At 55.8% G+C, this 1,315-nt stretch carries 2 protein-coding genes; both read right to left on the bottom strand.

The window, feature by feature from the left end; translation table 11 throughout:
* Positions 1–384 (bottom strand): ATP-binding protein (locus HY17_RS12740; RefSeq protein WP_233348793.1); only part of this gene is annotated, 384 nt, incomplete at its 3' end.
* Between the two features lie 269 nt (positions 385–653).
* Positions 654–1,142, bottom strand: a complete 489-nt coding sequence (locus HY17_RS12730; RefSeq protein ID WP_034767129.1) for a hypothetical protein — start codon at positions 1,140–1,142, stop codon at positions 654–656.
* Positions 1,143–1,315 lie beyond the last annotated feature (173 nt).

The following is a 1,315-nucleotide window of genomic DNA, read 5'->3' as shown; positions in this document are numbered from 1 at the left end:
GGGCTCGGGCAGCGAGAGGACCCAGTCGTCTTGCTCGGCCAGTTCGTCGAGATCCCATATTGCAGCGCTTGTTGTACCATCCTTGCGCGTCACGACCGTCAGCCGGCGCCCCTGAGAGAACGATGCTGTCTTCAGGCCGAGGCCGAACCGTCCCAGGTCCCCGGCCTCGCGCGTTTCCATCGGACTCGTTGACCCCGGACGCATGGCGGCAATCAACTCGTCCTCGGTCATTCCATGACCATCGTCGACAACTGCCAGCGCCAACGGCTCGACATCCACCGCGCACCAGATGTCCACGTGGGTCGCGTCTGCCGAAATACTGTTGTCTATAATATCCGCGATGGCCGTCTCGAGAGAGTATCCGAGATCCCTGAGCGACTCGATCAGCGAGGCGGCACGAGGGGGCAGTCTTTTCTGTCTGATCTTGGTCGCCTTTCGCAGGAATCTGGATGGATCGCATCCAAATCCGCTTTGCGAATAGGTTCAACCTTGAATCGCGAGCCCGCGACGTTGCGGAAATGCTACGAGAGCGTCGCCAACCCGTCATCGAAATGATGCTCGTAGTGCTTTACAGGCTTGGTAGCAGCGACTCAGACTGGAATCGCCCGCAGAAGCAGGTTCAACCAGCACCGTCGCTCTTTGAAAATCTCTAGCTAAGCCTTTACCGCCATCAGGTTTCGCTGGGCACTGGCAACAAGTTCATAGACGTCCATGTTCCCCACCAAGCAAAGGACATCTGCGACAACATCAAGCTTGAGCGCAACACCTTCAACGGTAGTTGCATCTACATGAGGCAGAGACTTGAACAGCTCCTGCCTTTCTTCGTCTAGCGCATTCAGGAGGATATCGATTGCCTCCATCTCCTTTACTTCGGGTATCTCGGCGCAAACCTCTAGAGAATGGTCGCCCCAGTAATCCTTTTCGATTAGCCAGGTCTCAAGCTCCTGCCAGCGGTCGATCAGGGCGCGTTGCTGAGCTTCCAGCTTGAACCAAACCTGACAAACGCCAACCGCTGGATCGCTATTCGCAGTGATGTCGGGTATGATTGAGACCGCAGCGGACCCGGCGATGAGTTGCCGGCGAGAAATCTTCGGACTGGCGCATAGTTCGGCATTCGCCGCGCCCAAGGGCGGTCGGGACATCGGTTTACCTTTATGGTACACATGAGTCGTTTGATATCATGCACCATAATCGCATGATCCTTTTATGTAAATATGATCTTAAAAAGAAAATGACTCAACTCACTGCAGCTCAATTACGCGCCGCCCGAGCCCTACTCGATTGGACGCAGCCCAAGCTGGCCGAAGTCGCGAAG

This window comes from Hyphomonas sp. CY54-11-8 (assembly GCF_000682735.1).
GTDB lineage: Bacteria > Pseudomonadota > Alphaproteobacteria > Caulobacterales > Hyphomonadaceae > Hyphomonas.
Note: the sequence above shows the minus strand (reverse complement) of the source record. Positions and strands in the feature narration are given on the sequence as shown.

What these genes read in the sequence shown, in the direction of transcription:
- HY17_RS12730 (WP_034767129.1), bottom strand. Translation starts at nt 1,142, where the DNA reads ATGTCCCGACCGCCCTTGGGCGCGGCGAATGCCGAACTATGCGCCAGT.